Below are 24,971 nucleotides of genomic sequence, written 5' to 3'. Positions count from 1 at the left end.
AATCACCATCTTATTGAAATACTTTCTTAAATTGTTTTGCTATTTCATCTTGTTCTTTCTCAACTGTTTTCCAATCAATATTTAATACTGGAATCTCTTCTACATTCGGTCTATTTTCAGCTTTTATATCTTTTCTACCTGGCAACAAATACGCTTTAGAAACTTGTTTTTGCACATCATCTGATAATAAATAATCAATAAACTCTTTTGCACCTTCTACATTTTTACTATCCTTCATAATGCCTGCTGCACGTGGACTAATGACTGTTCCGCTTTTTGGATATACGATATCAACCGGTTCACCCTTTGCTTTTGCACTGTACGTCATATAGTCAACACCCGCAATTACCATATCTTTCGCACCTGTTACAACTGGGTCTAACGCTTCTTGGTTTGCCCCAGCTACTGTAACTTCATTTTTCTTAAGCTGTTCAAATAAATTCCATCCATCTTGTCCATTCTTTTTCACATATCCTGTTACAAAGTCTAAAGCTGAACCTGAAAGTGCTGGATCTGGAAGATTCACTTTCCCTTTCCATTCTCCTTTCGTTATATCGCTCCAATCTTCAGGTGCTGTCTTCACATTTTTTGTGTTATACACAATTCCTAATGCTGAAGCACTATATCCAAAATAATGTCCTTTATCATCCGACCATTCAGAACGAAGCTTATCAGCTTGTTTTGCTTCTTTATAAGCTAACGTTTGCCCATCTTTTTTTAATCCTTCCATTGCTGGTAAAGAAGCAAGTACGACAACGTCAACGACTGGATTTTTCTTTTCAGCCTCCATTCTTGCTAAAATCTTACCTGTTGTTCCTTGAAACATTTCTACTTTTATCCCTGTTTTCTTTTCAAAGTCCTTTTGAATTTTTTCTGCTAATCCTTTTGGTCCTGCACTATATACAACAATTTTCTTTTCATTAGCGTTTTTATTTTTTGCATCTACACTGCCTGTCTTTGAGCTACAACCTGTTACTACAGCAGAAAATAGTAAAGTACATACAAATAAAGACTTAAGCGAACTGAATTTCTTCATACGATTCTCCCCCTATATGATGAATACATTTTTTTGGTACATATAACGATACCGGTTTACCAACGCTTAGCTTACTATTGTGATAAGCTGTCCATACACCGAGTGTCCCCATGTTTACTTTCACTTCATAACGTTCTCCTACATATGTAACGTGCTGAACTTCACCTGTATACATTTCGCACAAGTCATTTTTTGTCCAGCTCACATGCTCTGGACGAATCATTTTTTTCCCCTCTACAAGCCAATTTGCCTTACCAACAAATTTTGCAACAAATTCATGAGACGGTTTCACATAAATGTCTTCTGGTGTTCCTTTTTGTAATACTTCACCCTGCTTCATGACAATAATTTGGTCTGACATTGACATAGCTTCTGTTTGATCATGTGTTACATACAATGCCGTTAAACCAATTGAATGAACGATGTCCATAAGTTCTAATCGCATTTCTTCTCGCAAAATTGCATCGAGTGCACTTAACGGTTCATCGAACAAAATAAAATGAGGTTTCGTTACAATTGCTCTAGCAAATGCGACACGTTGCTGCTGTCCACCTGAGAGTTCATGCGGATATCTTTTCTCCATACCTTGCAAACGAACTCGCTTTATCGCATCTTCTACCTTTTCTCTTAAGTGATTCGTTTGCTTTGTAGCCCTTAAACCAAATGCAACATTTTCAAATACAGTCATGTGCGGCCATAAAGCAAAATCTTGAAATACCATGCCGATATTCCGCTCATGAGGAGATGTTTTTATCTTTTTAGCAGAAGAATACATGCACTTATCTCCAAAATATATTTCACCTTTATCCGGTTCCTCAAGCCCTGCAATCATTCTAAGTAAAGTCGTTTTCCCGCATCCTGAAGGTCCTAAAAGTGTGGTGAATTCCCCTTTTTTCATTACAATCTGTAACGGCTTTAACGCCTGTGTTTTCCCAAATGCCTTTTCTAATCCATGAATTTTAATATCCATCGTTTCACCTCTCTCCCCTCATTCTTAACCTGCTTTCATTCTATCTGGAAGTTTTATACTGAATGTTAATGTACTGTAAAGATTAAATTAAAAAATCTCTAATAAACTATTTATTTCTATAGATTTTTTCTATAGTTAGAAGAAAAAGGGGCCAACTTATCATGAATCTCTTAAAATTAGAAATTGTAGTGCTTATTAAGAAATACAAAAAGCTTACTATTGTTGCAGAAAAACTTGGCGTTAAACAACCTACTATTACGTTTCACATAAAAAGCTTAGAAGAGGAACTTGGTGTGCCTTTATTTGAATTACGTTCCGGAAGGTATTTCTTAACAGAAGCTGGCGAGGCATTGCATCATTATGCTTGTAAAATAGATGCACTTATGAAAGAAGCTAGGCGGGTCACACAAGAGTTTAAAGATTTTAATAAAGGCGCTATAACAATTGGTGCTAGTTATGTACCCGCGACTTATCTTTTACCAGAAGTTGTTCACCAATTTCAATGCGAATTTCCAAATATAAAAATAACACTCATAGTAAAAACAGCTCCTGAAATTCGAACGATGCTACAAAATCATGAAATTGATCTCGGGGTAATTTCTGCGGCACCATTTGACGAACCACTTCTAAAACAAATGAATGTAATGCCTGATACACTTGTTCTTGCCTTTTCCAAAGAACATCATCTTTCTAAAAGAACAAATGTATCATTACAAGATATCGAAAAAGAACGTATATTATTGCATCGTAACCCATCTACAACGAGAGATTTACTTACACAATGGACGTTAGCACATAACATTACATTCCAATCAGAAATTGAACTAGATTCATTAGAAACGATGAAACAAATTTTAAAATATGGTAATGGGGTTGCCTTTATTTCAAAACTTGCTATTGAGCAAGAAGTACAACGAAATGAGCTATGCTATATACCGATCCCTGATTTTGAATTTCAGCGTAATATTTATACCATTCATCATGAGGACAGATGGAATTCTAAAATAATTTCTTTTTTACTACATAGTATTACTTCTTTTGCAGAAAAAAATTAAAAGGCTGTCGTTATACACGACAGCCTTTTAAACTATAACTCTATTTGTTTTTCTTATCCTCAATTTTTGCTTGTGCCTCTTCAGCCTTATCTAATGCTTCTGAAACTTTTTTCTCTTTTTCTTTTACATCATCTATACTATCAACAGCTTTAATTAATTTATCGATTCCTTCTTCATTTACCTTTTTTCGTTTCGCTACTCTTTCATTTACTTTCTCTTCCACATCTTTTGCTTTTTGAAGCATATTCTCTGTATTTGATGTCACAGCTTTTTCAAGTGCATCATCTTTTTTCTTTTGTAACACTTCATTTGCAATATCTTTCGTTTCTAAATACTTACCGTCTTTTAATGCTGTCGCACCGCGATCTAGTAACTGAGCGACTTCTTTATATGCCTTCGCTTCATTTCCTGATTTCTCTTTTTCCGCTTTTTCAAACCACATAATCGCATCACTATATTTTTCATTTTTCAATGATTGCATACCTGTTTCAATATACGTGTCATAATTACTACATCCAGTCATTACGACTAACAGAAAAAGCATTACAAAACTTAATTTTCTCATGATGTTTTCTCCTTTTCTTTGCCTGCTCACTTTACTGTAACATACATGAAAAGGAGTTTCAAAAACTAAAATACTAATATGGTCATTTTTATATTGTTAAAATTTTCTTTTAAACCGATACATCCACTTGTTTTTTCGCCATATGCTGCTTTACTCCAACTAATACAACTAACAATAATCCTCCACCTAATGTCATCATAACAATGCTAGTCGGTAACATATCTAATAATAATCCATATACAATCATTCCAAGCGGTGCGATTGCAGTAGAAATTGTTTCAAGTAGACCGAATACACGTCCTAAATAGTTTGGATCTGTCGTCTTTTGCATATGTACTTGCATCGGGATATTTACAACCATCATTGATATACCGGTTAAAATCATAAAAGTGATATAGTAAATAAAACTTGCTACTTTCGGAATGATAACTAACAACGGAAAGACTGTGCATAAACTCAAGCCCGCAAATAAAAACAGTCCAATATAAACAGAGCGAAACGGATTATTCACTTCTTTACGTACTGATAAAACAATTGCACCAATTAGCATCCCGACTGCTAACATTCCCTCTACAACACCGAGTTGCTTCGAGGATAAATGCAAATTTTTAATAATAATATATGGAAGCGAAACGAAAAGTGCACTCGCAAAAAAGTTTACCCCTACTGCAATTTTCATTAAACCATATATTTCATGCTGTCGTTTCACATATGAAAAACCTTCTTTTATACTCGTCAAGAAATGCTCTTTACTTTCGGCCAATTCTTTTTTATATAAATCAAATACGATGAATAATTGTACAATAACTGCTAAAAAGAATGTAATACTATTTAACAGGAAAAATGTTTTGATTGAAAAGAAACCAAATACAACTCCTCCAATAATCGGCGCTAAAATATTCGATAAAGATGATGCCGTCTGATTTAAAGCACTCGCTTTTTGAATACGCTCCTCATCTACTAAATTAGGAATAGACGAAGTTAATGAAACAGAATAAAAACTTGCACAAATTGATAATAATGCCGCTGATACATAAATAAACAGAAGTGATGGTCCAAATATAGTAGCAAGAATAAACATGATAAGCATTGTTAAGCTACTTAATAAATCAGTGCCAATTACAAGCCATCTTCGGTTCACACGGTCAGCTACAGCACCTGCAATTGGGCCACAGATCATTCTTGGTATTGATCCGCAAATAAGAGTAGTTGCAAACCCCATTCCTGAACCAGTTGTCTTTAATACGTATAATCCCATTGCAAACGTATAAATACCCGCCCCTAACAAGGACGTCATTTTTCCAATCATCATTAAAATAATATTTCTCGTTGCAATCTTCATTTTCCAATCATTTTGACCTATACTTACATCCCCCATTATGACACTCTCCCTTTAAAAGTTAAATTGTGTTAAACTTATTATATATAAAACTTTCCAATTTTTACAACGAAAAGTTTAATTATATTTAACTTTTTGATTATAAAGGAGCATATGATGGCTACTCTCGGCGAGAAAATTAAAACGTTACGAAAAGAAAAAAAGCTTACTCAAACTGAATTAGCAGGTTCAGAACTGACAAAAAGTATGTTAAGTCAAATTGAAAATGGAAAAGCTACACCTTCCATGAAAACATTACAATACATCGCTGAAAAACTTGGATGCGAAACGAGTTTTTTACTAGAAGAAGATGATGTAGAAATTGTAGAAATCATTCAACAAATGGAACAACTAATAAAGGCAAATAAATGTGATGAAGTATATGAGACTTTACTACCTATCGTTCAAAAAGAGCTACCTTCTACTTTAAATACCGCTCGTTTATATAAACAATTTGTAACAGCTGCGGCGATTATGAAAGATTACAACATTGAATATTACGTTGAAAAGGCTACTTCTATTTTTGAAAAATATACGTTATACCGGGACAGTACGGAAACAAAATTAAAATTATCCTTTACGATATTCACACGTAAAAAGTATGGTGAATGTTTACAAATTATAGCTAGTATTAGAAATGATTATGAGGAGAAACATTTAGAAATGGATCTCATTATACATATCGAGTTATGTTTATATGAAGCCATCATTTTACTAGCATGCGGCGATTATGAAACATGTGAAAAAACAATATTAGAGGCACTCGAGTTTTCAAAAAAGCATCAAGTATATTTTAAAACAGACGAATTTTATCGGATTTTATCTTACCAAAAAGTCATTACAGCTGATAAAGAACAATATTTATATTACATAAAAAAATCTGAGCAATTTGCCATTTTTACAGAAGATACTCTATCCATTGCGATTATTGATATTTTAAAAGCTTACTACTACAACACGATTACTAATGAATATACAATCGCATTAAAACATCTAGAACAATTTCGAGAGAAACTAAAAGATGAGCCACTTTTTCAAGACGACGGATTGTATTATCTTGAAAAAGGAAAAGCTTTATACGGATTGAAACGTTACGAGGAAGCTTTACAAGCATTGCAACGTGATATCATGCCGGATTATATGAACCATCCACTTGATCAAGCGTGGCTTACAACAGCAGGTGCATATCGTGCCCTTTGTTATGTAAAACTTAACGATAAAAAAAGGGCTCTGAAGGAAGCTACAGAAGCCGCTCAAAAGATACAATCCTACCCGGATTCCATCTTTTCTTCTTTTATTAAAGAAACATTACAAATAATACAAAAACTTTAAAAATGTCTCGAAATGGTATATTATTCCTCCTTTTTTGCAAAGATAATAATGATGGGAGGAATATAAATGAATATACAACGCGCAAAAGAGCTTTCCGAGTCATCTGAAGAAGCCAATGTCAGTTTTCAAGGCATGCCTGTTATGATTCAACACGTCGATGAAAGCAACGAAACCGCCCGCATATATGAAGTAACAAATCCAAAACGCGAATTAACGGTTCCAGTTAATAGCTTAGAGGAAATATAAAAAATGCCACTTCTTTTTTTTGAAGTGGCATTTTTCTTACTTTGTATCACTTAATTTGTATATTCCTTCTCACCCCTGTTTTTCAGCACCTGAACAAGAACAGAAGCTTCCTGCTTCTGTTCTTGTTATTACGTGCTACAATACAAACTATGAACTGAACATTCGTACCATATATGTTAAGGAGGAAAGATAATGGGAACTAATCCACAAAAAACTAGCCCTTATTACGCGGTTATATTCACTTCTAATCTATCGAATGATACAACAGACTATAGTACCGTTGCCGAAAAAATGGAGGAACTTGCGAAACAGCAACCTGGATTTTTAGGTGTCGAAAGTGCACGTGATAATTCGGGACTCGGAATTACAATTTCTTATTGGGAGTCACTTGAAGCAATTGAAAATTGGAAAAGGAACGCCTTACATAAAGAAGCGAAAAAAAGAGGCCGTGAGCAATGGTATGAAAATTTCCACCTGCGCATCTGCCTTGTTGAGAAAGAATATAAGTTTCAGAGAGGTACATTGTAACTATGAAGAAAAAACTAGCTCTCGTTGTTGTTCATGAAATATACGGTGTGAATGATCATATGCATCATGTTATAGATCACTTCACTACATCTATATTAGATGTATTCTGTCCTAACCTTCTACAATTACAAAATTCATTTCATTATAGTGATGAAGAAAAAGCATATCAATATTTTATGAATCATATTGGATTTGATTATGGGAAAGAACAAATTAATGAGGTAATTTCTACCCTTTCAAATGATTACACGCATATAGGACTTATCGGCTTTAGTGTTGGGGCTACCATCGCTTGGCTCTGTAGTAACAATCCAAAAATAGATTTTATCATTGGATGTTACGGTTCCCGTATACGTGACTATGTTCACATTAAACCTACATGTGCTACATTACTTATTTTCCCTAAACAAGAAGCTAGTTTTTCAGTATCCTCTTTAATCCAAACATTGCAGCAACAAAATAATCCTTTATTAGAAATAAATCAACTACACGGTGAACATGGATTTTTAAATCCGTACACTGAAAAATATAACGAGCACTCTACAAAGCAAGCATACAACCTAATAGATTCGTTTCTTACGCAAACAATATGATAAAGGAGTTTTATATGTCACTTACATTACTTTTACTCATATTCCTAATAATTCCCTTCATTTCAGCATTAGCTCTCATTTTTATGACGGTTAAAAAAGGAAATTTTCTAAACCGACCATACTTACAATCATTCATCGTATGTGCTCTATTTTTTACGAATTGGATATTATATTTAACAAATTTTTATTCATTACTACCTGAGAAAGTTAGTCGATTTATATTTCTACCTATTTGGTTTTTCCTTTGCGTTTTAGGATTTATCGTTTTCGCACGCGAATGGAAGAACAATCGTATTTTTTCCATATCTATCGGTTTCCTTTCTTCTATTAGTTTTCTATTTGGATTATTGTTGTTAGTTCTTTCAGGAATGTAAAAATAAAAGGAAGAAAAGCCCAACATCAACTTTTCTTCCTTCTATTTTTACCTTTAGATTTTATTGTCATAGTTTCACAAGGTGTGTAATAAATTTGAGGTGTCGCCTTATCAACAAACATCATAAACGTAATAAAGCCGATAATAAAAAAAATAAACAACGTTAACAATATTGCTCCTATCGTTAAAAGTATCATAACACCACCCCTATATATTTCATGTTATTACACCTTTCGCTATTATATGAGCTGAATCCTTTTTAGAAAAATAAACGTAACAAAAAAATTACAATGACTCCTGTTAATACTGTTCCTAATAAACTACGAGTATATATCGCTACGAAAAATGTAGGAATTGCCGCAATGATATAATCCCACTGCACTGTCTCATGCATAAATAATACTTGTGCTAAAAGTGCTGCTAATATCGCAATTGGTATGTAATTTAACCATTTTAAACCCCAGTCTGGAATTTGTAGTTTACTAAATACGAGAAGAGGTAAAATACGTGGTACGAGTGTGACAGCTCCGGCTGCTAGTAAAAGGAATAATACGTCCAATCTTACTTCCATTTTTCAATCACCACCCCGATTGTCGCAGCTAAAAGTGTTGCGATAATAACTGCTATACTATCTGGCATAAATAAGTGTGAAACGTATGCGATAATAATCGCTACAATTGCAACACTTAGATGAATGGCTAGTTTCGGTTTACTACTTATTAGCTGAAGTACAAATAATCCGATAAACATCGCTGGTAACGCATAATCCATTCCGTACGTATGAGGATCTGGTATCCACTCTCCAAAAAGCCCTCCGAGAACTGTAGCTAAAATCCAATTTAAATATGCTGTTACATTAAGTCCCATCATCCATTTCTCGCCTAAATGGCCTTTTTGTGCTGCTTGTTGCACTGCAACGCCGAAAGTTTCATCTGTAATTTGCGAACCAATTATTAAATTTTTAAAAAGAGGTATCTTGGTGAAGTAAGGTGCGAGTGCAGCACTCATTAATAAGTGACGTAAATTAACAAAGAACACAGTAAAAATAATTGCCGAGGCTGGGGCACCCGCTGCATACATACCCGCTAATATAAACTGAGCAGAACCTGCGTAAATTAATGTGGACATAAAAGCAATTTCTATGATCGAGAAACCTGCTGTTTTCGCAATAACACCAGCCGCTATACCGATGCTCAAATATCCAAATACAGTTGGTAAACAATCCTTTACACCTTGCTGAAATGAATCATCGCTCTGCAGTGTCATATGTGCTTGAGCTTTATTCACCATTATCTCCCTCCATTTCTTCTATAGTACGTTTTCCTGTTACGACATGAACTAAATCTATGTTTTCACGCCATAATGTATCTAATTTATCAGCTCCAAACTCCTTCGTAATCTCTTCCACCATAATGTCGTGCCGAACATATTCTGTAGCGACGAGAACTAAAGCTGGATCATACGTTGTAACGGCCCATGAAGTGCTATCATTTGAAAAGTTAGCAATTAATACTTCTTCCCCATCACGCGCGATAACAGTTAAATGACCACCCATTCTCTTTTCAACGACGTGAGGTGTCATATAATTATGGTGAAATGTCGCTCCTATTTTTGTTTCTGGAGCACCAAATAAAATCGAAAAAATATGTACGCCTTCCGCTTCCTTTTGATGAATGAATGGCTCAATCTCGTGCACTTGATCTTCCCATACAGAAATCCATAACTCTTCTTTTGCTCTATTAATTATATTGCATATTTCTTTCAAAACACGATCATTTGAGCGAATATGCGAAATTACATCAATTTGTCGCTCTTGTTCTAAACAATTTAATTTTCGGTCTAGAAATTCAAAGGAATTTTCAAAATCTTTTCGCATTCGATCCATTAATTCCGTAGCTGGCACTGGTACATATTTCACTGGTTCAGAAGGAACGATATGCACCGCTCCTTTATCCATCAACTTGCCAAGTACTTCATAAATCATCGAACGAGGTACGCCTGTTTGTTTACTCACTTCATAACCTGTTACTGGAGAATGTTTTAATAAACCAATATACGCTTTACATTCATACTGGGAAAAACCTAACTTTTGTAACTCCTTTATTATTTCATCCATCGGTAACCCCTCACAATTTATATAGCTCTAATTTCAAAAAGACGATTTCACTTTCCATTAGTAGTTATTGCTATACCTACTAATATAAAAAAGAAGCCTCTACAAGTCAACTGACAATTCCGAATTTTTATTCGAAATAAAAAGCCTTCTTTTGAAAGGCTTTTTGTGCATAATGAATTATTTCAACTGTAGAGCATTTGATATATTACCCTCCAAATGCTCACGTAAGGTTGAGCCTGTATACTCTTCTCTAAATACACCTGCTCTCACGAATAAAGGAATCACTTCACTAAAGAATAAATCCAATGATTTTGGAGGACCGCCTGGAATTGCAATAAATCCATCTAGTGCCCCTGCTTCAAATCTTTCCATAATTTGCTTACAAACATCTTGTGGTGTGCCTATAGCGACCCAATGAGCAGAACCAACAACTTCTGGTCGTTCTAGTATTTGCTCAACAGTTGGTTCATTTTTTATGATGAAATTCCGTAATAATTCGGCATGCGTTTTACTACGTACAGCTTGATTTCTACTTGGTAGCATATGTTCAGTAACCTTACTTTCTAATGGAAGCCCTCTAACGTCTAACCCAAGAACCATTTCGAGTAAAGCGTACCTCTTCTCTTTTGTAAGATGTTGATGAGCTTGCCTGTGCATTTCTAGTGCTTCTTCATATGAATCACCAATAAAGAAATATAAACCAGGCAATACACGTATATCCTCTTGCTTTCGGCCATGCTTTTCTGCTCTTCTTCTTAAATCTTGACGAAGTTCGATTCCTGATTCTACACCTGGCATTGCGGCAAAAATCGCATCCGCAACAGAAGCAGCGAAATTCCGGCCTGACTCTGAAGCACCCGCTTGAAATAAAGGCATTTCCCCAGAAATATGTTGCGGGATATTAAGTGGACCCTTCACCTCAAAATGCTCACCACGATGCTCAATTGGCTGTACCATCTCTCTAATTACATCTGCGTTGTCTTCTTTCAAAACTTCATAAGGATGACTCCTCCAAAGTTTTCTTACTAACTCTGTACATTCTGCCGCTTTCGCGTATCGTTCCTCAGATGGTGGCATCCCTACCTCACCAAAGTTTTCAGCACCATCAATTGATGTGACAATGTTCCATCCTACTCGGCCGTTACTAATCCAATTTAAAGATTGTAGTTGCCTCGCTAGTATATATGGTGGATAAAATGATGTTGAAGCGGTCGTAACGACTCCAATCTTTTCTGTTGCATAAGCGATAGCAGTAAACAATAGTGTCGGATCTAAAATTACATTCCCCTTATTACGTGCAATTAAATCTGGATGTGCCACTAAATAATCCGCTTTAAAAACAAAATCTAACTTGGCCTTTTCTGCCTGTAGTGCCAACTCTACTTGTTCATCTATCCCTGAATTAAACATACTCTCTTGTTCTTTCTTTCTAGAAATCAAACATAGTCCAATGCAAAGCTGTTTTTTTGTAGACATATGTACACACCTTCCCCTTATTTTTAATTTACCTAGTTAAACAAATGATACGACCCTCACAGCTTCTATTCTTATTAAAGATAAAATGATATTGATAATCATTATCATTTTATGGTGTAACTATAATAAAAGCAACAATAAAGTGAAACTTTAATCAGAGGAGGAGCTCCCATCCTCTGATTATTAGCCTTCACCAATCGAGCTTTTGCGGGATAAAAAAAAGACCACCACTAATTGGAAGTCCTTTATCTCAATATTTCATTCGCTTCTTTTTCATAAATTTTATCAAACGAAGTCATGATGCGCTGCGATGCTTGAATCATTTTTTGATTCGTCATAAGGTCAGCCATTTCTTTCGTCATATCCACATTTGAATTTTCTAGCATATGATTACGTACTGCCCCTGTTCCATTCGGTAAATCAGCAACGTTTCCTTCTGCTAGTGTAAAACTTTTATTTTCACGTTGTACGAGGCGAGCGTTCGTTTCTACGTCTACTGTTTTCGTTTGCAGACGGGCAATATTATTTTGTGTTACTTCATCGTATAATGTACCGTCTGCTTGTACAGCTACCTTTGCTCCTTCTGGAATACGAATACGTTCATTATTCTCACCCATTACGAAAGCACCAGATGCTGTTTGTAAATAACGATCACTATTTAATGTAAAGCTACCGTCTCTCGTTAAAAATGTTTCATCATTTTTAGATGTAACGAAAAATGATGATGTGCCAGCCGCACCGTCGTCTAAAAAGAAATCTGTAGCACTATTTGTCATTTGTACATTTCCTTGTACTAAGTTCACATGCGTCGCAGCTGGTACGACAGCGTAATCGACCGAGCCGATATTTGTCGCCGATCCGTCTCCGCGGCGATATGTGTCTTGCACATCAAATACTTTAGACGTCATGTTTTCTGCTTTAAATCCTGTCGTTTGGGCATTTGCGACGTTATTCGAATGAACATTAATATGCTGCATGTAATTCATCATACCCATAGAACCTATATAAAGACCGTTCATACTCGTTTGAATAAGGCAAGTGCCTTATTCTTCACCTCTTTTCTTACGATGTTTGTAACATTTGTTTTGCTAAATGTTCAGCTGTAGCGATATGTATATGTTGCTTCACGTCTTGTCCATCTGTCATTAATACAATTGGAGCTGATGATACAGCTGGAATTTTCAACAATTCACCACTGCTCGCTGTTTCATCAAATTTCGTAAACACGATACCATCTATATGAATATCTTTAAAGTTCGTAATAATTTCAATCATGTCTTTACTTTTCATGGAAGCTGATAACGTTAAACAAATATAGTCTGGCTCTACTTGTCCCATCGTCTCAATCATCTCTTCAACTGTCTCTGACGTACGATAATTTTTACCGGCTGTATCTATTAATATATAATCGACGCGCGCTTCTTCTTTAAAATAACTGAGTGCCCTTGTCATAGCTGCTTCATCTCGCACAGCGATTACTTCTGACCCAATTGTTTTTACGTAATCTTGTAATTGCTGCACTGTTCCAATGCGAGAGTGGTCCGTCGTAATAAAACCAACTGTTTTTCTCTTAGCATGAAACTGCCATGCCATTTTCGCAAGTGTCGTCGTTTTTCCAACGCCAGTTGGACCGATTAATGCAATTGTTTGTACCTCTTTCTCAAATACGTTTTCAGTATTAAAATGAGATCTCATATCTTCCAATATGTATCCGATGACTTCTTCTTCTGTAATCATCGTTGCATTCTCAAACTTCACTTTTAATTTTTCAGCATATGCATGAATGAAATATTGTTCCACATCGTTTTGTTCTAACATCCGAATTACTTTTTGAATAATAAATGGTACAGATTCCTGGTTTTCTTTTTTTATAACTACTTCTTCTTTCTTTACAGAAATAGCTTGTTTCACAACAGGCTGTTTTTTAGCTACTTTCGTCTCTTCTGTATGTTTCACAACGACAATACCCTTTTCAAACAGTTGTAATAGTTTCTCTTTTTTTCTTGCCCATTCTTCACTATTTCCTGTTTGCATCGCTGCGTATGACATAGAAGTCGTTACGTTTTCTAAATTGTGCAAGACAGATTGAATTCCATTCACCTTCACGATTTCTTCTGAAGGTTCACCTACAACATCCATTAATTGCTCATGAAATTGAGTTGTTCCTTCGCTATTTTCAGCCTGCTTATCTTCAGGAAAAGCGACTAACATTTCATAATTCTTTTTCCAAAAAAAAGGGATGTTTCGTTTTACACTTTCATCGACAACGTAGTAATAATCTGTACCATATTGGTCAAATAACTTTCGATACAATTCATTTTTCGAAGCTGCTTTTATTCGCATTAACGCTTCTTTTTTTTCTGTACTTTCCATTACTTCACCCCCTACTATTCAATATAAGCAATTTGATCTACAACAATTTCTGGTGCTAATTCACTAATACATAATACTTTCGCTTCTATTTGATAACGTTCAAGAAGTCTCACAATCGCAAACCTGAAATCTTTTCTGCGTGTTAATAATACTGGCTCTCTTCCCATTAAACGAGCTTGTTTGAAAACGCGCTGTACTTGCTCTACTACTCGCGTTTCTAAATCTAAATCCCAGTTTAATAAATAACCTTGGTATGAATTATTAACAACATCCGCATCTAACTCAAGCGAGTCAGCGAAGAGTGCCGCATAAATTTTTCCATCAGGATTTTTCGCACTCTCACAAATAACTTTTGAAATACATTCACGAACAAATGCCGTTACACCATCAACGTGGTTTTGATAAATTTCTTTCCCGTCAATAATACCTTCAATAATTGTTGGTAAATCACGAATTGAAATTCCTTCTTTCAGAAGTTGTTTAATAACATTTTGCACGAGTGATAAATCGATTTCTTTCTTCTTAATTTCTTCTAATAAAACGCCATTATCAGTTTCAAGCGAGTTAATCAAGTCTTTCACATGTTGACGCTGAATTAACTCATGAAGATTACGTCTAACGACAACATCTAAATGCGTAATTAATATGCTAAGCGGCTCTAACACTTGATAGCCTTTCATTTGTGCATCTTGTACCATATGCTCCAAAATCCAATATCCATCTTCACCAAAAATTGGATCTTTCGCCGGCTCTGCATCTAAATCAGCCATTACATTCGGTGTTTTCAGTGCTAATAAATAACCTGACTTTAAAACACCTTCAGCCGCCTTCGCACCTTTAATACGAATAATGTAACGTCCGCGTGGTCTAAAGCTCGTATTATCTTTAAAGTTAATTCCCGGAACGTTAATTCCAAGGTCGGTAATAATTGACTTCCTCATAAGAACAACTTTATCTCGAGCTGTTTCCCCGTTAATCTTCTGCTTTACAAGCGCCGCTAAATCTAAACCGAGCTCTACAATAATTGGATATTTATCTGTAAAGACTCCGAATGAATCTTCCACTTGCTGTAATTGCTCATCCTCGCCTTGAATCATTTCTAATTCTTTTTGAAGCTCGTCTTCTTTTTCTTTCTTTATTCGCTTTTTATTGCGAATTCCTAAGAAGATAATTGTTCCACCAACGAGAGCAAATGGTAGAAATGGTAACGGTGTAAAAACACCCATTGCGATAAATAAACCACCGAGTGCATATACAACAACTTCATGCGCTAATAACTCTTTAAAGATTCCTTCAGTTACTGTATCAGCTGAACCGTCAAATACACGCGTTACGATAATACCTGTTGAAATCGCAAGCATTAACGAACCGATTTGGTTTACAATTCCATCACCGACAGTTAACTGTGTATAGTGAATAGCCGCATCTGCAAAGCTCATTCCTTGCTGCATCATACCAACAATTAAGCCGAAAATAATGTTTACGAATAAAATGACAATCCCGAAAATAACGTCCCCTTTAATGAACTTTCCGGCACCATCCATCGCTCCATAAAACTCTGTTTCCATATTTAATTTTTTTCGTTTCGCCTGTGCATCTTTTTCTGTAATAAGACGCTGATTCAAGTCAGCATCGATAGACATTTGTTTCCCTGGTAAAGAATCAAGTGTAAAACGAGCTGCTACTTCAGCTGTACGAGACGCACCGTTTGCAACGATAAACTGGAATATGATTAATACTATAAAAATAACGATACCAATTAATAAGTTCCCGCCAATTACGAACTGGCCGAACTCTTCAATAACATGACCCGCATTTCCGTCTGTTAAAATCGCTCGCGTCGTCGAAACGTTAATCGATACGCGGAAAATCCCGATTAATAACAACATCGTCGGAAATGACTTTAATTCATCCCACTCGTTAATACTTGTAGCTCGCATATAAATAAGCACTGACATACTTAGTAGAAAAACGATAACGATATCAAGTATAAATGGTGGAAGTGGAATTAAGAGCGCCACAACGAATGACGCTGCTAAAAAGATAGAAAAATAGGTTCTTGCAGAATCCATCTTAAACAAAGAGATCCCCTCCAAACGCGCTATTATACTTCAAGTTCTTTCGTTTGAATTAAATAGCGCATAACTTCAATTACAGCTACATATAAATCTTCTGGAATCGTCTCATCTTCCTCGACTTGATAATATAAAGAACGAGCGAGCGGACGGTTCTCTACCATTGGTATTTCTTGTTCACGGGCAAGCGTTCGTATATATAATGCGAGCTCATCTTCCCCTTTTGCAACGACAATAGGCGCTGCATCAACTTGTTTATTGTAACGAAGCACCACTGAAATATGCGTCGGGTTGTTCACAATAAACGTTGCACCATCCATCTTCTTCGCAATTGTCCCTTGCAAGATGGCATGCATAAAGTTTTTTCGTTTCCCCTTTACTTGCGGGTCCCCTTCATTATCTTTATGCTCTTGTTTCACTTCTTCTTTTTTCATTTTAATATCTTGTTCGTACTCCCATTTTTGATAAATGAAATCAATAATAGAAAGAACGATTAAAATAATTAAAATGGCTAGAAAGATAAATTTAATTTGGCTAATAATTTCAGTAAGTGACGCTGTCCAGTTAAATCCAATCATACTAACAATCTTCTCTAAATTCTTTTTAAAGAGAACGTACGAAACGTAACCGATTAATCCCATATAAAACAGTGATTTCAAAATATCTACTAAACTTTTACGACTAAACAATCTCGTAAAATAGTTTTTCGGATTAATACGTGATGCTTTCGGCTTAAGTACTTTAGAAGAAAATAAGAAACCAACTTGAATCATATAATTGAACAAATGAAAAGCATATACAAGTATTAATATAGGAGCCGATACTTTCAGAAGTAATATGCCCATTAAATAAAAATACTCTGTCGAATCTGTATTTTTTCCAATTTGATCAAACAGTACCGCTACGGAATGTGCAATCTCATAGCCGAGCCAATCTCCGAAAAAGTAAACGACAACTGCTAATACAAGAATGGAAAATAAATTATTTAAATCTTTACTCCGGGCGATATTCCCTTCTTCACGCGATTTTTTACGCTTCTGCGGGGTGGCCTTTTCTGTTTTATTATCCTTTGCCATGCGCGTCCCCCTACTTCGTTAAGAAAAAGTTAAATAGTTTCGTATACTCTTCCAGTAATACGTCTGTCATATTTTTAAACACATAACCGAGCATCGGTACACTCATCGCAATAAACAAAATACCACACGTTATTTTAATTACGTACGCATTCATAAAAACGTTTAATTGCGGTGCATTTTTTGCGATTAAAATAAGGACGAAATTAATAATGAATAGACTGCCCATAAGTGGCAAAGCAATTTCAACTGCTGATGTAATTGCAAATAATAACGTTGCGAGTAGACTATCTAAAAAACTAGTCGTCAACAATTTTGAAATCGCCTCTGTATATTGAAACGACTTTAAAATCGTGGCAACGAAATAGTTAATGCCGCCAAGTGAAATAAAAATAATAAGAAAAAATATATCAAAAATTGTTGATAGCAAAGTGGACTGTGACCCTGCATTTACATCAAATAAACTCGCCTGTGATAAACCGATATCAAAGTCTAAAATGTGCCCTGCCATTTTCGGAATGTTCCACAGCATCTCTACAATTTTTGAAAGTGATAACCCAATTACAATTTGCGTTCCTGCATAAGCTGCTACATCCCAAACTGTCTTTATGTGAGAGACATCCACTTGATCTGCCACTGTAATCGAAAGAGCGAGTCCAAATGTAACCTTTGCCATCGCCGGAATTGATCGACCTGAGAAAAACGGTAGAAAATATAAAAATGAAGTAATGCGACAAAACGCAAAAAACGTCGCCGCCCATAATTCCATATTCATTTCAGTTCACCTATCTTAGTACGAACGCAATAGCGATGGGATTTTATCAAATAAATCTAAAATAAGCATCGTTAACTCTTGAAACATCCACGGACCTAAAATGATAATAACGAGCACAATACTCGCCATTTTCGGTAAAAACGTCAGCGTTTGCTCTTGAATTTGCATCATCGCCATAATAACCGCGATAATAATAACGACAATCATACTTACAACGGCAATCGGCATTAAAATCATAACCCCTTTATAAAAAAAGGTTTGGAAAATATCTATAATTGGTGACGTATTCATTTATATGACTCCTATCACATAGCATCAAACGCTTCAGGCGACCGTCTTAAACATAATATCGACGATTTTTGTATATCCACCTAAATATACGAAAACGAGTATTTTAAATGGTAAACTTAAAATCATCGGCGGTACCATCATCATCCCAAGGTACATTAAAAGTGTACTAATAATTAAATCAATAAAGACAAACGCTAAATAAATGAACATCCCTGTAAGTAAACCTTTTTGAATTTGCGTTAACGTAAAGGATGGCACAAGCGTAAACAGTGAAAGATCCTTTAAATCTTTCGGCAACTCTTCTCCACGCACTTTCAGCATCATTTTCAAATCATGCTTATACGTATGCTTCGACATATAATCTTTCATAATCGGAGCTGTCGTCTCCGCAGCTTGACTTACTGTTATTTTTTCTTTCGTCATCGGGTCCCACACATCACTCTTTAATTGACCAAGCACTGGCTGCATTGTAAACAGCGATAAAAATAATGCGAGTCCAACAAGCACTTGGTTCGGTGGTAAATTCATAACCCCAAGCCCTTGACGAGTAATCCCAAGAACAATCATAAAATAAGTAAAATGCGTAAATAAAAGAACGATAGAAGAAGATAATGATAGAAGGGTAACGAGCGCGAATAGTTGTACACTTGAATTACTCGTAAACTCTTTTCCATTTTCGAAATTAATAAAGCCGTTCGGGGCTGCATACGCTGGATTTACAAAAACAAATGAAAAAATAATAGAAAATGCGAAAATAACGGCAAATAACGATAACTGTTTCTTTATTCTCATGATGGATCCTCTACTTTTTTCGTTTCACTCTTCACCGCGTCTTCTAACGCTTGTTGAAACTGATTTCCTGTTCCTGTTAACTGCACAGATTGTACACCGTTATTACTAATAACAGTGAACACTTGCTTTCCGTCCACTTCAAATAAAAAGGCGCTCGTTTGATGATTTAAATAAACACCGTCTTTCACTTGAATGTGTCCATTTTCACCTTGCTTAAAAAACTGCTGTTTGCGCGTCTTTTTCGTCATATAATATGCACCATAGCCGAGCGCACCAAACAGTAAAACGACTTGAAATAAGGTCGTCATATACGACATATGACTCCTCCTCTACTCTTTATCCTGCATTTGATTTTGTGCCTTCATAAGCGCTGCATGTTTCTTATCAGCTTCAATTTCAGAAATAATAATGCCAAACTTCTCGTCCATTACGATTGCCTCACCAATACCGACTTTCATATCACTTAAATATACATCTACTTTATGTCCTAAATTTTTCTCTACTTCAAGAACATCGCCAACTTTTAACTGCTTCACATCACCAAGCGTAATAGATGACTTCCCAAGCTTTACTCCAAGTTCAATCGAAATGTCTGAAACGGTATCAATATGTGCCTTCCCCGCTTCATTTCGCTTCCCTGCAAATTCTTCTAATCCCATTAATGACACAGGAGATACTTCATGCTTCATATGGATCCTCCTACTCTATAAAACTTTTAAATAGGAGCGCCTTACGCGTTCCATCTTTCCCGATAAAACAATTAAATTTATGCTTTCCATCTACATAACCACGTAGTTGGTCTGAAACCTTTGTATGAAGCGGAATAATATCGCCTTCTTCAATTTGCTCAATCTCGCCCATTGTCATCTTCTGCTCACCAACCGCAACGTGAACAGGCTTGTACACTTGATTTACTTTCACTTCTACTTCAGACGTATACTTTTTACGCTTATCCGAAGAATGTTCGACAATATTTTCAGACGTTAACTTATCCATAATTTCTTCAACAGATAAGAACGGAATACCAATACGAACTGTCGTATTCCAAAACTCTGTTTTCATATTTACATTCAGTAATGAAATAATATCGCTTGGCGTTGTAATCTTCAGCGCATTCGGATCTGTCTCCGTCGTTACAAACTTCGGTTCAATCGCAACAACGCTTTCAAATGATTGCTCTAAATTTTTACAAAGAAGCAAGAATATATTATCAAGCGTTAAAAACTCAAACGCCGTTAACGGTCTACGCATCGTAAAGTTACGCTTACTATCTCCGCCAAGCCAGCATTCATGAATATATATAACGAACGCTAAATCAATCTCAATAACAATTTCTCCAAGCTCTGGTAAACCTAGATCTATCACGCAATATAAATAATAATCTTTCGGCATTTTCTCTACATACTCACTCGTAAATGGAACTTGCTCAACCGTTGAAGGCTCTAGTTCAATTGGAATACGCATACGAGCTGACAACGTCTGTGACGTCTGCTTTCCAAATGTAGACGCAATCGCCTGCAAACTACGTAAATGTTCAACACCAAACTTCTCTGGTCTATTAAAATCATACTCTTGAAATTTATCTTGCTTCCCTGCTTCTTGTGCGAAAGCTGGCATTTCCTCGCCTTCATTCACCGCCTTCAGCAGGGCATCAATTTGCTCTTGGCTTAATTTTTCGCCACTCATGACAATCCCCTTCCCTACCTTTTCAATTCAACGATTTCAACGTACATTTTCCCATTCTTCGTCAAAATCTTTCCGGTTCCAATCTCTTCATTCTCAAGCATAAGACGCACCGTATTTTTCGTTGAATTTTCAAGACGATACAATGTACCTTTCGTAATATGAAGCAGATCTTCAATTTTCTTTTTCGTATTTCCGATTTCAAAATAAATTGTTAACGGAATATCATCTTGTAATTTCAAATCTAGCCAACTCCCATATCATGTTCACAAAAATTTCATGTTCTCTATTTATATAATGAAATTTTCTATTTCGAAACGTCGATATTTAATATTTTTTTAATATATCCTTGCGTTTCTTTAAATGGTGGTACGCCTCCGTACTTTCTCACATTACCAGGACCAGCATTATAAGAAGCAAGTGCCAATACTAAGTCACCGTTATTTTTCTTTAAATAACCGCTTAACTCTTTCACACCGCCCTCAATACTTTCAGCTGGTGAAAATGGATTTTTTATACCCATCTCTTTCACATTCGCTGGCATAAGCTGCATCAGCCCCATCGCCCCTGCATGTGACACCGTTTTCGGATTAAAATTAGACTCTACTTCAATCATTTTTTGAATTAACGTTTTCGGAATTCCATATGTATTACTTACACGATCAATAATATCCTCATACTTACCTTCATTTGAAGAACGTATTTTCTGAATATTATATTTATTAGTTAATCCCCACGTATCAGCAGGCTCATTTTTCGTTTCTGAGAAACGTCGCTCAAACTCTTTTTGTGCAACTTGCACTTCATCCACTTTCTTCGTTTCAGCTTTCTCCTCAGGCTTACTCGTTTCCTCTACTTTATTAATAGGTTCTTCCGGTTTGTTAACAACCGTTTCTATTTTCGTAGATTGTACCGGCTGACTCATATCTTCTACTTTTGCCATTTGCGGAGTAACCTTCGTCTCCTTCGCAGGTTCACTCTGCAATTGATCTTGAAAACGACTACTAACGAACGCCTGCGGACTACTTAACTTTTGCTGCATTTGTCCTTTTTTATATGCAAGAACTTCTTTTACTATATTTCCAACTACCATAATATCACCTTTTCGATAAACAAAGATAATCTAATATTAGAGTTTTTTAAAAAAGTTTGCAATAATCCTTTTAATAATATTTTAATAAAAAAATCAATATATTGTTAAACTGTTATTTTTTTATATTTATTAATTCGAATTTTTAGTTGACACCCGTTATAGCAAGGCTTACAATAAATCTCGAAATCGATTTTTTCGCATATTACCGTTTTTCGATTTGCAGAAAAGTCAATATAAAAAAATGGGGGTTCTTAACATGAGAATTAATACAAACATTAATAGCATGCGTACGCAAGAATACATGCGCCAAAACCAAGCAAAAATGAGCAACGCTATGGACCGTTTATCAAGCGGTAAACGTATCAACAACGCTTCTGACGATGCAGCAGGTCTTGCAATCGCAACTCGTATGCGTGCTCGTGAAAGCGGATTAGGTGTTGCAGCTGATAACACACAAAACGGTATGTCTTTAATCCGTACAGCTGACTCAGCTTTAAACTCTGTATCTAACATCTTACTTCGTATGCGTGACATCGCCAACCAATCTGCGAACGGTACGAACACTGATAAAAACCAAGTTGCTCTTCAAAAAGAATTTGGTGAATTACAAAAACAAATTACTTATATTGCAGACAACACTCAATTTAACGATAAAAATCTACTTAAAAACGATCAAACAATCAATATCCAAACTCTTGATTCAAGTGATCAATCAAAACAAATTGGTATTTCATTAAAAGGTATTACGCTTGATAAACTTGGTATTGATAGCACAGCTATTGGTGCAGATAATAGTGCTGCTGTAAACCTTAAAGAAGCGAAAACTGCATTTGCTAAACTTAATAACTCCACAGCTGATGCTGACACACTTAAAGAAGATGTTGCAGCTGCTAAAACTGCCTTTTCTAAAGTCAAAGATCTTTTTGATAAAACTACCGCTGGGGCTATTGAAGATAAATTTGACGCATTCCAAAAAACTTCAAATGCAGCAAAAGCTACCGAGATCTTTAGCGAATTTGATGGTAAAGAAACGATGACTGAAAAAGATTTAACTGCTGCGACAACTGCAATAAATAAACTTGAAACAGCAGATGGTACTAACCTTGTAGATTTAAAGAAAGATGTTACAGGCGCTAAAGAAGCTTTTGACAAAGTTAAAGAATTTTATAGTGCTAAAGATGTTGAAAAAATGGAAGAGCTTTTCAGCAAATATGACAACACTGCAAAAGACCCAGCTGAAACTACTGCCAAAGCAATTCATGGTGCTTTTAAAGACATGAAAGTAGCAACAACTACTAAAGCTGATGCGTTAGCTGCTGTTGACAAAATTGATGAAGCATTAAAGATGGTTGCTGACAACCGTGCAACTCTAGGTGCTACATTAAACCGTCTAGACTTTAACGTAAACAACCTGAAGAGCCAAGCTTCTAGCATGGCATCAGCTGCTTCTCAAGTAGAAGACGCTGACATGGCGAAAGAAATGTCTGAAATGACTAAGTTCAAAATCTTGAACGAAGCTGGTATCAGCATGCTTTCTCAAGCAAACCAAACTCCACAAATGGTTTCTAAGTTATTACAATAAGCCATTTGAGTTAGCTTCATGAACAAACCTCTCTGCTTGCGGAGAGGTTTGTTTTTTCTGTATAGATGAATTATTTGTAAAACCTTTCTTTTTTTAGGTGAAAGAGAGCATCCGCGATGCATAGAAGCGGTCAGTGCATATTTCAATCCCTTCCCATGTTAAAAAACAAATAGGAAATGGGTATAAGCCCTTTTTTCTCTTCATAGACGTTTATTAGCTCTAGAACACCGACTATATAAATCTATAAGAAATGTCTAGTATCCATACTGGCACGAATGTTTTAAGATGCTAGGCAGTCGTTATATGGGGATGTATGTTGCGATAGAGTATTTTGTTGCACTTAATACGATTTCGCAGGCTAATCAAATTCCGCAAATAGTTTCTAAGTTACCACAATCGTAAATATACCTTCATACTTATTGGAATGATTCATAAAAAAGTAAAAGGAGATACATATACGCTATGTATCTCCTTTTACTTTTACTTTTACACTAGTCTATTCATTATAAATAATATCCTCCGCTAAAGACACAAAAATCTCCCCAACAAGTGAATCTTCATCATATACACATGAACCATTATTCTCTTCACGCTTCGCAAACGGTATTTGTGCTATCACTTCTGTTTGCAGTTGTTCTGCTAACATTTCGCCGCCACCTTTTCCGAAGAGGTAGTTTCTTGAGCCATCTTGTTCTTCGTAATATGCCATATTTTCAACGATACCTAAAATATCGTGTTTCGTATGTTTTGCCATTACTCCTACTCTAGATGCGACAAATGACGCTACGTTATGAGGCGTTGTAACGATAATTTCCTTCGCTTGTGGAATCATCGCAGCAACATCAATCGCAACGTCTCCTGTTCCAGGCGGTAAATCTAGAAGAAGGTAGTCTAGTTCTCCCCAGTGCGTGTTCGCAAGGAAGTTTTGTATCCATTTATTTAACATCGGTCCGCGCCACATAACTGGGTTGTTTCCTTCTGTAAAGAATCCCATCGACATAATTTTAACACCGTGACTAACGACTGGAATTGCGGTTTGATCAATCATCGTTGGCTTTTCATTCGTTTCCATCATAGCAGGGATACTGAATCCATATATATCTGCATCTAAAATCCCAACCTTTTTACCCATACGTGCTAAAGCAGTAGCAAGGTTAATCGTCACAGTTGATTTTCCAACTCCTCCTTTTCCGCTTGTTATAGTAATAAAACGCACACCCGAATCAGGCCGAAGCATACTAGGCATTCCAGTTTCCGTTCTAGTTTCTTTCTTTAAAGACGCTGTTAATGCAGCTCGTTCTTCCGGTGTCATAGAACCGAATGTTAAGGAAACTTTCGACACTCCAATATTTCGAAGTGAGTCTTCAATATCTTGTTGTATTTTTGCTTTCAACGGACAACCTTGAATTGTTAAAACTACTTCTAGCCCAACTTCTGCACCATCAATTTGTATATTCCTTACCATGTTTAATTCCACAATACTTTTGTGTAACTCTGGATCTTCTACATGGCTTAAAGCGTTCATAATCTGTTCGTGAGTAATCATCATTCACATTCCTTCCATTG

29 protein-coding genes are annotated in these 24,971 nt (G+C 35.8%); 7 read left to right on the top strand and 22 right to left on the bottom strand.

Annotated features, from left to right (window positions below; all coding sequences use genetic code 11):
• Positions 1 to 10: 10 nt before the first annotated feature.
• Positions 11 to 1,036 carry an ABC transporter substrate-binding protein gene (locus NSQ69_RS08760; RefSeq protein ID WP_002086426.1) on the bottom strand — a complete coding sequence of 342 codons (1,026 nt, stop codon included), beginning with the start codon at positions 1,034 to 1,036 and terminating at the stop codon, positions 11 to 13.
• Complete coding sequence (locus tag NSQ69_RS08755; protein ID WP_002141170.1) at positions 1,014 to 2,006, bottom strand: ABC transporter ATP-binding protein; 993 nt, start codon at positions 2,004 to 2,006, stop codon at positions 1,014 to 1,016. Before NSQ69_RS08755 ends, NSQ69_RS08760 begins: the two co-directional genes overlap by 23 nt.
• Before the next feature lie 161 nt (positions 2,007 to 2,167).
• On the opposite strand from NSQ69_RS08755, the gene NSQ69_RS08750 reads away from it, so the two are divergent.
• Positions 2,168 to 3,061: a LysR family transcriptional regulator gene (locus NSQ69_RS08750; RefSeq protein ID WP_002126660.1), complete on the top strand. Its 894-nt coding sequence runs from the start codon at positions 2,168 to 2,170 to the stop codon at positions 3,059 to 3,061.
• A 40-nt stretch (positions 3,062 to 3,101) separates the two neighbouring features.
• Here the strand turns inward: NSQ69_RS08750 and NSQ69_RS08745 are convergent, their stop codons facing one another.
• Positions 3,102 to 3,626, bottom strand: a complete 525-nt coding sequence (locus NSQ69_RS08745) for a DUF4398 domain-containing protein (protein WP_002126658.1) — start codon at positions 3,624 to 3,626, stop codon at positions 3,102 to 3,104.
• A gap of 109 nt (positions 3,627 to 3,735) precedes the next feature.
• Positions 3,736 to 5,004: an MFS transporter gene (locus NSQ69_RS08740; RefSeq protein ID WP_002031019.1), complete on the bottom strand. Its 1,269-nt coding sequence runs from the start codon at positions 5,002 to 5,004 to the stop codon at positions 3,736 to 3,738.
• 117 nt (positions 5,005 to 5,121) lie between these two features.
• Between NSQ69_RS08740 and NSQ69_RS08735 the strand changes: the two genes are divergently transcribed.
• From NSQ69_RS08735 to NSQ69_RS08715, 5 genes are all read left to right on the top strand, one after another.
• Entirely contained in the window at positions 5,122 to 6,336 is a 1,215-nt protein-coding gene (locus tag NSQ69_RS08735) for a helix-turn-helix domain-containing protein (RefSeq protein WP_341099163.1), read from the top strand.
• 66 nt (positions 6,337 to 6,402) lie between these two features.
• Positions 6,403 to 6,582, top strand: a complete 180-nt coding sequence (locus tag NSQ69_RS08730; protein WP_001025736.1) for an H-type small acid-soluble spore protein — start codon at positions 6,403 to 6,405, stop codon at positions 6,580 to 6,582.
• A gap of 192 nt (positions 6,583 to 6,774) precedes the next feature.
• On the top strand, positions 6,775 to 7,110 hold the full coding sequence (locus tag NSQ69_RS08725) for an antibiotic biosynthesis monooxygenase family protein (RefSeq protein ID WP_002126653.1): 336 nt from the start codon (positions 6,775 to 6,777) through the stop codon (positions 7,108 to 7,110).
• A gap of 2 nt (positions 7,111 to 7,112) precedes the next feature.
• Positions 7,113 to 7,703 carry a dienelactone hydrolase family protein gene (locus NSQ69_RS08720; RefSeq protein ID WP_002168711.1) on the top strand — a complete coding sequence of 197 codons (591 nt, stop codon included), beginning with the start codon at positions 7,113 to 7,115 and terminating at the stop codon, positions 7,701 to 7,703.
• A 14-nt stretch (positions 7,704 to 7,717) separates the two neighbouring features.
• Positions 7,718 to 8,077 (top strand): hypothetical protein, encoded by a 360-nt coding sequence (locus NSQ69_RS08715; RefSeq protein WP_002126648.1) that lies wholly within the window; start codon positions 7,718 to 7,720, stop codon positions 8,075 to 8,077.
• 25 nt (positions 8,078 to 8,102) lie between these two features.
• Here NSQ69_RS08715 and NSQ69_RS08710 read toward each other — a convergent pair whose 3' ends face one another.
• The 17 genes from NSQ69_RS08710 to NSQ69_RS08630 form a co-directional block, all read right to left on the bottom strand.
• On the bottom strand, positions 8,103 to 8,273 hold the full coding sequence (locus NSQ69_RS08710; RefSeq protein ID WP_002011981.1) for a DUF3951 domain-containing protein: 171 nt from the start codon (positions 8,271 to 8,273) through the stop codon (positions 8,103 to 8,105).
• Between the two features lie 62 nt (positions 8,274 to 8,335).
• Positions 8,336 to 8,647 (bottom strand): AzlD domain-containing protein, encoded by a 312-nt coding sequence (locus tag NSQ69_RS08705; protein WP_341099161.1) that lies wholly within the window; start codon positions 8,645 to 8,647, stop codon positions 8,336 to 8,338.
• The gene (locus NSQ69_RS08700) at positions 8,638 to 9,366 is read right to left on the bottom strand and encodes an AzlC family ABC transporter permease (protein ID WP_002126646.1); all 729 of its coding nucleotides are present in this window, start codon (positions 9,364 to 9,366) and stop codon (positions 8,638 to 8,640) included. The genes NSQ69_RS08705 and NSQ69_RS08700 overlap by 10 nt, the downstream gene beginning before the upstream one ends.
• Positions 9,356 to 10,192, bottom strand: a complete 837-nt coding sequence (locus NSQ69_RS08695) for a TrmB family transcriptional regulator (RefSeq protein ID WP_215561033.1) — start codon at positions 10,190 to 10,192, stop codon at positions 9,356 to 9,358. Before NSQ69_RS08695 ends, NSQ69_RS08700 begins: the two co-directional genes overlap by 11 nt.
• 177 nt (positions 10,193 to 10,369) lie before the next feature.
• Positions 10,370 to 11,668, bottom strand: a complete 1,299-nt coding sequence (locus NSQ69_RS08690) for an NtaA/DmoA family FMN-dependent monooxygenase (protein ID WP_341099160.1) — start codon at positions 11,666 to 11,668, stop codon at positions 10,370 to 10,372.
• Positions 11,669 to 11,913: 245 nt separating this feature from the next.
• Complete coding sequence (locus tag NSQ69_RS08685) at positions 11,914 to 12,687, bottom strand: flagellar basal-body rod protein FlgG (RefSeq protein ID WP_012260686.1); 774 nt, start codon at positions 12,685 to 12,687, stop codon at positions 11,914 to 11,916.
• 43 nt (positions 12,688 to 12,730) lie between these two features.
• Positions 12,731 to 14,041, bottom strand: a complete 1,311-nt coding sequence (gene flhF, locus NSQ69_RS08680) for a flagellar biosynthesis protein FlhF (RefSeq protein ID WP_088265837.1) — start codon at positions 14,039 to 14,041, stop codon at positions 12,731 to 12,733.
• Between the two features lie 14 nt (positions 14,042 to 14,055).
• On the bottom strand, positions 14,056 to 16,122 hold the full coding sequence (gene flhA, locus NSQ69_RS08675; RefSeq protein WP_078203041.1) for a flagellar biosynthesis protein FlhA: 2,067 nt from the start codon (positions 16,120 to 16,122) through the stop codon (positions 14,056 to 14,058).
• Between the two features lie 23 nt (positions 16,123 to 16,145).
• The gene (flhB, locus tag NSQ69_RS08670) at positions 16,146 to 17,192 is read right to left on the bottom strand and encodes a flagellar type III secretion system protein FlhB (protein ID WP_002126637.1); all 1,047 of its coding nucleotides are present in this window, start codon (positions 17,190 to 17,192) and stop codon (positions 16,146 to 16,148) included.
• A gap of 10 nt (positions 17,193 to 17,202) precedes the next feature.
• The gene (locus tag NSQ69_RS08665) at positions 17,203 to 17,964 is read right to left on the bottom strand and encodes a flagellar biosynthetic protein FliR (RefSeq protein ID WP_001055697.1); all 762 of its coding nucleotides are present in this window, start codon (positions 17,962 to 17,964) and stop codon (positions 17,203 to 17,205) included.
• A 15-nt stretch (positions 17,965 to 17,979) separates the two neighbouring features.
• The gene (locus NSQ69_RS08660; protein WP_002011993.1) at positions 17,980 to 18,255 is read right to left on the bottom strand and encodes a flagellar biosynthetic protein FliQ; all 276 of its coding nucleotides are present in this window, start codon (positions 18,253 to 18,255) and stop codon (positions 17,980 to 17,982) included.
• 33 nt (positions 18,256 to 18,288) lie between these two features.
• A complete protein-coding gene (locus NSQ69_RS08655) occupies positions 18,289 to 19,047 on the bottom strand; it encodes a flagellar type III secretion system pore protein FliP (RefSeq protein ID WP_002126633.1) in 759 nt (252 codons plus the stop codon).
• Positions 19,044 to 19,364, bottom strand: a complete 321-nt coding sequence (locus NSQ69_RS08650) for a hypothetical protein (protein ID WP_000121176.1) — start codon at positions 19,362 to 19,364, stop codon at positions 19,044 to 19,046. The genes NSQ69_RS08655 and NSQ69_RS08650 overlap by 4 nt, the downstream gene beginning before the upstream one ends.
• 12 nt (positions 19,365 to 19,376) lie before the next feature.
• Positions 19,377 to 19,736, bottom strand: coding sequence for a flagellar motor switch protein FliN (gene fliN / locus NSQ69_RS08645; protein ID WP_002011996.1), 360 nt, complete (start codon positions 19,734 to 19,736; stop codon positions 19,377 to 19,379).
• A gap of 10 nt (positions 19,737 to 19,746) precedes the next feature.
• Positions 19,747 to 20,733, bottom strand: a complete 987-nt coding sequence (fliM, locus tag NSQ69_RS08640) for a flagellar motor switch protein FliM (protein WP_144512476.1) — start codon at positions 20,731 to 20,733, stop codon at positions 19,747 to 19,749.
• A gap of 14 nt (positions 20,734 to 20,747) precedes the next feature.
• Positions 20,748 to 20,972, bottom strand: a complete 225-nt coding sequence (locus NSQ69_RS08635; protein ID WP_000775712.1) for a flagellar motor switch protein FliN — start codon at positions 20,970 to 20,972, stop codon at positions 20,748 to 20,750.
• 65 nt (positions 20,973 to 21,037) lie between these two features.
• Positions 21,038 to 21,823 carry a lytic transglycosylase domain-containing protein gene (locus NSQ69_RS08630; protein ID WP_340951880.1) on the bottom strand — a complete coding sequence of 262 codons (786 nt, stop codon included), beginning with the start codon at positions 21,821 to 21,823 and terminating at the stop codon, positions 21,038 to 21,040.
• Between the two features lie 256 nt (positions 21,824 to 22,079).
• Here NSQ69_RS08630 and NSQ69_RS08625 point away from each other — a divergent pair, with 256 nt between their 5' ends.
• Positions 22,080 to 23,405 (top strand): flagellin N-terminal helical domain-containing protein, encoded by a 1,326-nt coding sequence (locus NSQ69_RS08625; RefSeq protein WP_341099158.1) that lies wholly within the window; start codon positions 22,080 to 22,082, stop codon positions 23,403 to 23,405.
• A 496-nt stretch (positions 23,406 to 23,901) separates the two neighbouring features.
• On the opposite strand, the gene NSQ69_RS08620 is transcribed toward NSQ69_RS08625, so the two are convergent.
• Positions 23,902 to 24,954, bottom strand: coding sequence for a P-loop NTPase (locus NSQ69_RS08620; RefSeq protein ID WP_341099157.1), 1,053 nt, complete (start codon positions 24,952 to 24,954; stop codon positions 23,902 to 23,904).
• Positions 24,955 to 24,971: the final 17 nt, after the last annotated feature.

The sequence above is a fragment of the Bacillus sp. FSL R10-2201 genome (assembly GCF_038008665.1).
GTDB classification, from domain to species: Bacteria; Bacillota; Bacilli; order Bacillales; family Bacillaceae_G; genus Bacillus_A; species Bacillus_A mycoides.
The sequence above is the reverse complement of the archived record's forward strand: the minus strand, read 5'-3'. Positions and strand labels throughout refer to the sequence as shown.

Excerpts from the sequence above, each read along its gene's own strand:
- NSQ69_RS08760 (WP_002086426.1), bottom strand. The coding sequence starts at position 1,036 with ATGAAGAAATTCAGTTCGCTTAAGTCTTTATTTGTATGTACTTTACTA.
- NSQ69_RS08700 (WP_002126646.1), bottom strand. The coding sequence starts at position 9,366 with ATGGTGAATAAAGCTCAAGCACATATGACACTGCAGAGCGATGATTCA.
- flhB (WP_002126637.1), bottom strand. The coding sequence starts at position 17,192 with ATGGCAAAGGATAATAAAACAGAAAAGGCCACCCCGCAGAAGCGTAAA.
- NSQ69_RS08725 (WP_002126653.1), top strand. The coding sequence starts at position 6,775 with ATGGGAACTAATCCACAAAAAACTAGCCCTTATTACGCGGTTATATTC.
- NSQ69_RS08690 (WP_341099160.1), bottom strand. The coding sequence starts at position 11,668 with ATGTCTACAAAAAAACAGCTTTGCATTGGACTATGTTTGATTTCTAGA.
- flhF (WP_088265837.1), bottom strand. The coding sequence starts at position 14,041 with ATGGAAAGTACAGAAAAAAAAGAAGCGTTAATGCGAATAAAAGCAGCT.
- NSQ69_RS08705 (WP_341099161.1), bottom strand. The coding sequence starts at position 8,647 with ATGGAAGTAAGATTGGACGTATTATTCCTTTTACTAGCAGCCGGAGCT.
- NSQ69_RS08740 (WP_002031019.1), bottom strand. The coding sequence starts at position 5,004 with ATGGGGGATGTAAGTATAGGTCAAAATGATTGGAAAATGAAGATTGCA.
- NSQ69_RS08630 (WP_340951880.1), bottom strand. The coding sequence starts at position 21,823 with ATGGTAGTTGGAAATATAGTAAAAGAAGTTCTTGCATATAAAAAAGGA.
- NSQ69_RS08660 (WP_002011993.1), bottom strand. The coding sequence starts at position 18,255 with ATGAATACGTCACCAATTATAGATATTTTCCAAACCTTTTTTTATAAA.
- fliN (WP_002011996.1), bottom strand. The coding sequence starts at position 19,736 with ATGAAGCATGAAGTATCTCCTGTGTCATTAATGGGATTAGAAGAATTT.
- NSQ69_RS08710 (WP_002011981.1), bottom strand. The coding sequence starts at position 8,273 with ATGATACTTTTAACGATAGGAGCAATATTGTTAACGTTGTTTATTTTT.
- NSQ69_RS08720 (WP_002168711.1), top strand. The coding sequence starts at position 7,113 with ATGAAGAAAAAACTAGCTCTCGTTGTTGTTCATGAAATATACGGTGTG.
- NSQ69_RS08715 (WP_002126648.1), top strand. The coding sequence starts at position 7,718 with ATGTCACTTACATTACTTTTACTCATATTCCTAATAATTCCCTTCATT.
- NSQ69_RS08750 (WP_002126660.1), top strand. The coding sequence starts at position 2,168 with ATGAATCTCTTAAAATTAGAAATTGTAGTGCTTATTAAGAAATACAAA.
- NSQ69_RS08695 (WP_215561033.1), bottom strand. The coding sequence starts at position 10,192 with ATGGATGAAATAATAAAGGAGTTACAAAAGTTAGGTTTTTCCCAGTAT.
- NSQ69_RS08755 (WP_002141170.1), bottom strand. The coding sequence starts at position 2,006 with ATGGATATTAAAATTCATGGATTAGAAAAGGCATTTGGGAAAACACAG.
- NSQ69_RS08730 (WP_001025736.1), top strand. The coding sequence starts at position 6,403 with ATGAATATACAACGCGCAAAAGAGCTTTCCGAGTCATCTGAAGAAGCC.
- NSQ69_RS08665 (WP_001055697.1), bottom strand. The coding sequence starts at position 17,964 with ATGAATATGGAATTATGGGCGGCGACGTTTTTTGCGTTTTGTCGCATT.
- NSQ69_RS08620 (WP_341099157.1), bottom strand. The coding sequence starts at position 24,954 with ATGATGATTACTCACGAACAGATTATGAACGCTTTAAGCCATGTAGAA.
- NSQ69_RS08735 (WP_341099163.1), top strand. The coding sequence starts at position 5,122 with ATGGCTACTCTCGGCGAGAAAATTAAAACGTTACGAAAAGAAAAAAAG.
- NSQ69_RS08745 (WP_002126658.1), bottom strand. The coding sequence starts at position 3,626 with ATGAGAAAATTAAGTTTTGTAATGCTTTTTCTGTTAGTCGTAATGACT.
- fliM (WP_144512476.1), bottom strand. The coding sequence starts at position 20,733 with ATGAGTGGCGAAAAATTAAGCCAAGAGCAAATTGATGCCCTGCTGAAG.
- NSQ69_RS08625 (WP_341099158.1), top strand. The coding sequence starts at position 22,080 with ATGAGAATTAATACAAACATTAATAGCATGCGTACGCAAGAATACATG.
- NSQ69_RS08685 (WP_012260686.1), bottom strand. The coding sequence starts at position 12,687 with ATGAACGGTCTTTATATAGGTTCTATGGGTATGATGAATTACATGCAG.
- NSQ69_RS08650 (WP_000121176.1), bottom strand. The coding sequence starts at position 19,364 with ATGTCGTATATGACGACCTTATTTCAAGTCGTTTTACTGTTTGGTGCG.
- NSQ69_RS08655 (WP_002126633.1), bottom strand. The coding sequence starts at position 19,047 with ATGAGAATAAAGAAACAGTTATCGTTATTTGCCGTTATTTTCGCATTT.